Below are 5,356 nucleotides of genomic sequence, written 5' to 3' on the forward strand. Positions count from 1 at the left end.
ATTATTAGGTTATTTGGAACATTTAATGCTGTTTCATAACTGAAAGGGAATTGAAAAAAAACTGAAACTTTTCTCATAAAAATTCAATCTAACTTGAAAAATGAAAGGAAAATGAAATTTTCCAAAAGATATTCTTTGTTAAGATAAAAAGCATACATACAAAAAGTATTGGTATATCTTAAAAATGTATTTTCAAGATATAGTGGGGGAAAAGATGAGATTAGAAAAAAAATTAATAAAAAAGATGTATTATGAAACATTCCTAATGGAGAATGAAACAAAACCAACTCTTGACGTACTTGGACAAGCTTATGTAAACGATGAAAAAAATGAGATTTCTGATGGGTCTTATATTCGTTTTGCACAAGGTGAATTTTATTATCGTCATCAAGATTTTGAAGCAGCTATTTTTAAATGGGAGAAGGTTAGTAATGAATTAGCACCATGGGCACAAAAAAATATTGCGGATGCTTATTTCGAACTTAATCAATTATCATATGCTGAAAATATTTATACTTCTATTACTACTGATAATAAAATATTGATGATCGAAATTAGACTACAATTACTTTCTCTTTACATTGAGCAAAATAATTTTGACTCAGCTTTCGGTGTTATTAAAGAAGCAGTTTCTTTAAATCCTGATTATCCGAATGTCACAAAAATTGCCCGTTCCTTTTATGAGGAACAGCAAGATTTTGATAGTGCAGTAGAGCTTGCTGTGAATGAGTTAATTCGAATAGAATCGTATCCGTGGTTTGAGGTATTAAAAGGATATATTGATAAAGGGTTTACTAAACATATTTCACCAGATTATTTTTATAATGCATTAGCTACATTAAATAATGTAGATCAAGTACAGTTTACGCAAATGGTTTCATCACTTTGGAACAGTTATAAAGATGAACAAAATTATTTATTATGGCTTAATACAATAAATGAATTTTTCTTACATATTGAAATACATTCGTCCGATATATGGAACAAAGTTTCTGCTCTTTACGAAGAAACTTACTTTGCATTAATTCAAGGTCAATATACGCTTAGACAATTAAACGATATCATACCCAATCTGTTAGCAAATTGGTTAAAGGTAGTTAATCCATCTTATGCTGTATTTCCATCTGCAGCTGTATTGGCATGGGATGAGATTTTCCCTTCCAAAATAGATTCAGCAAATATAGAGCATGCGGAAAACTTACTGTCACATTCTATTAATCATGTAAATGGCTTAGAGTACAGCTTACACCTTTTTGAATCTATTACACAGTGGGCACAAAAGCACAATATAGAAATAGATCACCGATTTAAATGGTTAGTTGACGAACTCGCAGATTTAAGAACAAATCGTATTTTAGTAACGGGTACTTCAGGAAATGGAAAAACTACATTTATTAACTCTATATTAGGAGAAAACATATTAGAAAAATCAATTTCAAATGTAGTAGTTTTAAAAAATGATGCTCATATAGAAATAAACGCTATAACAGACTCAGCAATTACAACAACGGAAGATGTCTCTGATTACCATAATATGATGTCTCAGCACCATCAAACATATAGAGATAGAGCGTGTGTTGAATTTAAATTACCATGCAGATTTTTAAATGAAAATAAACTTACATTTGTAGTGACACCTGGCTTTAATAGGAATAACGACACTAGAGATGAGATATTCGAATATTTAAATTCTGTAGACGAATTACTGTTCGTATTGAATGCGGATTCACCTTTTACTGACAAAGAACGTGACATTCTATTAAGTATTCAAGAACATACGCCAAATTTACAAATTCATTTCTTATTAAATAAAATCGATAACATTTACAGTGAAGCAGAAGTGAAAAGGGTATTACATGATACGGCAACGAGAATAAACACATATTTCCCGCATGCGAGAATTTTCCCTTATTCCTCGTTATATACAAGTAGTAAACAATTAAATGATTTAACTGAGTTTATTCATTTTAACTTTAATCATAAAAATATCGATGCAGAACGTACTGAAAAGTTATTATTTTTCATTCGAAAAACAATTACATATCTTTTGGATAAACGTGTTGAGAAAGAAAATAATCTAGTAGATGCTATTAATTGGAATGAAGATATGCTAGTGAAACTAAACGGTAGCATTAATAACCTTACTGCATTTGAGAGGGAAAAAATTCATTTCATTACACAATCATATCGTTCAATGAAGACTGAAATTACAAATGATCTTACTGAAAATATTCCGAAGATATTAAAGAGCTGTTCTAATTTAATTAGTGAAGAAAGTGATTTCGGGCACATGGATACGGAACTAAATAAAGCAATGAATGAAAAAGTGCATAAATATTTAGAACAAACTGTATTACCTAATCTCGCTCTTTCTATGCAAAATTGGATTGCAACTTCTAATAATGAGCTTCTTCAAAGTCAAACGTATTTAGAAGAACTTAGTGAAGGGCTTAATTCACTATTTGGAGAAAATAGAATACAGTTAGAATGTGATTTTAAAGTGCTTGATGACTGGCGCAGAGATACTGACAGGATGACGACTAGAATACAAATGGATGAAGTAAATATTTTACGTCGATTTACGCCAGCACAATTTTTGTTGAAAAGTGCCGGTAAATTATTTGGAGTTCTTCCTAAAAATAAATCTATGCTATATAACAAATACAAACAGTATGTAGAAAATGAAGATTATACTGAAGTAACGGCTTCTATTATGAAGAAATTTTTCTTGCAATTTGAGCTGTTTGAAAACACACAAGAGCGAGATATTAATATATTCTTTAGGAATCCATTTAACTCCTTAAAGCAAGCTGTAGAAAACACTCATTTAGAAATACAAGAAAAACAAGAGATATTACATAAGATGAAATCAAATCCTGAAATCTATCATGATTCTATCATGCTCTTTGAATTGAGATTGCGTCAATGTGAAGTAATTTTAAATATAGGTGATGATAATACCTATACGGATGTAGCTTTAGAAACAAGCGTAGAATAAAAGTAAACACATCAGATTTTTTATATAAAAAATCTGATGTGTTATAAGAAAGTAAAAAGGAGCAATTGTAATAAGTTGCTCCTTTTTCATATATAGATTATTTTTCTGTTTCTTTAATTTTAGTTTGTACTTCGCCAGTTTTAATTTTATTACTTTCTGAGAAGCGTAATAAATCGCCTTCAATAATTTTGTCAGACATTCGTAATTCATTTTGTGCACGTTTAATGAGGGCTTGAGCTTCTTTTTTTGGTAAATCTACAATTTCCCCTGTTATACGGTCGTAGAAAGTGTTGTTTTTGTATGCATACTTATCTGTAACGAAGCTACCATCGCGTAAAACAACAAAGCCAGTATATTCATCTGAAAACATATCATGGCCAAAACGGATATCATTCGTAGAACCAACACCTAATAAATTTAGAATAGTAGGTTTCATATCGATTTGTCCCGTAGGCTTTGAAATAGTTTGACCTTCTGTTTGTCCAGGAATATGAATATATAAAGGTGTACGTTGTAAATTTAAAGTATCAAATTCTGTTATTTGATCTTTGTCTAAAAACTGTGCCATTGCACGATTATGTTTTTCGGAAATGCCATAATGATCACCGTATAACACAATAATAGAATCATCATACATTCCCTCGGCCTTTAAACGCTCAATAAATTTTTTAATTGATTCGTCTAAGTAACGTGCAGTTACGATGTAACGATCGAATACGCCATTACCAGAGTTGTATGGTTCAATGAATTTTGTATCTTCATCATACGTGAATGGATAATGGTTTGTTAAAGTAAGGAAACGAGCATAGAATGGTTGATCAACAGTTTTTAATATATCTACTGATTGATCAAAGTATTCGATATCTTTTAATCCCCAATTTAAATTTGTTTCTGGCGTAATTTTGTAATCAAGCTCATTATAGTAACGATCATAACCAAGAGCGGAGTACATAATATTACGATTCCAAAATGTTGCGTTATTCGCATGGAATACAGAAGTGAAATAACCTTGCTGACGTAAAATTTCTGGAGTCGCAGTATAATCATTGTTACCGTGTGTGAAGAATACAGCCCCTCGATTTAATGGATACAACGACGTATCGATTAGAAATTCAGAATCGGATGTTTTCCCTTGACCAGTTTGATGGAAAAAGTTATCAAAGTAATAACTTTCATTTATGAATTCATTTAGGAATGGTGTAACTTCTTGCCCATTGACTGATGCGCCTATTAAGAAGGTCTGCAAGGATTCAAGAGTGACGACAATTACATTTTTTCCTTTCGCTGCACCAAACATATTAGGGTTTGGCTCGCTTTGGTTTGCTTTTACGTAGTTTTCAGTTTCTTGTAATTTACTACTATCAGCAAGTGCTTTTTGTGACCCAGCTTTTACTTGCAGTGTTAAGTCATATACTTGGTGAGTATATAAGCCTAAATTTTTGACAAGCATTACCCGGTCGAATGATCTCGTTAATAATTCAGGGCGCTCTTTTTCTGCAAGCTGTAGATTCGCAAAGAATACACCAATCGTTAAAAGAAAGTATAACAAGCGTGTAGAATGAGTTACACGTTCTGTTTTAAAGACCAATGATTTCTTTTTTAATAAAATAAAGAAGAAAACAATGTCTACGAATGCGAGTATAATTTTGTAGTTTAATATCTCTATAATACTGCCGCCTAATTGGCCAAAGTTTGAGGTTTGTCCAAGTACTGGTAATGTAACGAAATCATTATAAAAATCATAGAACATTACATTTCCAACAAGCACGATCGTTAATAAGAAATTAATACATAGCGCTATATAATTTCGTTTTTCACCAGTTGCAAATAATGCTAATCCAACAAATGCTAATGATGCGGCTAGAGGGCTAATAAACAAAATAAGCTCTTGCGTTGAAGACTCAATTTTTAAATCAAAACTGAATCGCGTAATAAGATATGTTTTTAACCATACTGCTAAAGCCATTATTATAACAAAACTTATATTTTGCATTTGTAAATTTATTTTATTCTTCATTTTTACACCTTCTTTATACAATTTATTTAATTGAAGTTATATATTATGTTTTTATAACTATTAGAGTTTAATGAACCATTTAGATTATGTTTTCTAAAGGGAATAATTTGAAGTATTCATATACATACAATGGGGATTTTTAAAGCGTAGTAGCATAAATATAACTCTTTTTGAGAAACGGGCAGAACAAGTCATAGTTGTAGTGAAATTGACTTATAGACATCCTACCATATTAAACACTATGATGATGTTACAAAATATCGAACAAATGAAAGTGAAAATGGATAGAGACTTTTAAAACTGTTGACATTCAATTTATTAGAATTGAATGTCAATCGTTT

The 5,356-nt window shown here is 30.8% G+C and carries 2 protein-coding genes; one reads left to right on the top strand and one right to left on the bottom strand.

The features are described from left to right. Positions 1 to 214: 214 nt before the first annotated feature. Entirely contained in the window at positions 215 to 2,998 is a 2,784-nt protein-coding gene (locus tag DN403_RS29185; RefSeq protein ID WP_149186048.1) for a dynamin family protein, read from the top strand. Between the two features lie 97 nt (positions 2,999 to 3,095). On the opposite strand, the gene DN403_RS29190 is transcribed toward DN403_RS29185, so the two are convergent. Further along, complete coding sequence (locus DN403_RS29190) at positions 3,096 to 5,015, bottom strand: LTA synthase family protein (protein WP_086397843.1); 1,920 nt, start codon at positions 5,013 to 5,015, stop codon at positions 3,096 to 3,098. Positions 5,016 to 5,356 lie beyond the last annotated feature (341 nt).

Origin of the sequence: Bacillus sp. AY2-1 (genome assembly GCF_008368965.1) — a bacterium.
In the GTDB taxonomy this organism is placed as follows: domain Bacteria; phylum Bacillota; class Bacilli; order Bacillales; family Bacillaceae_G; genus Bacillus_A; species Bacillus_A thuringiensis_S.

Excerpts from the sequence above, each read along its gene's own strand:
- DN403_RS29185 (WP_149186048.1), top strand. The coding sequence starts at position 215 with ATGAGATTAGAAAAAAAATTAATAAAAAAGATGTATTATGAAACATTC.
- DN403_RS29190 (WP_086397843.1), bottom strand. The coding sequence starts at position 5,015 with ATGAAGAATAAAATAAATTTACAAATGCAAAATATAAGTTTTGTTATA.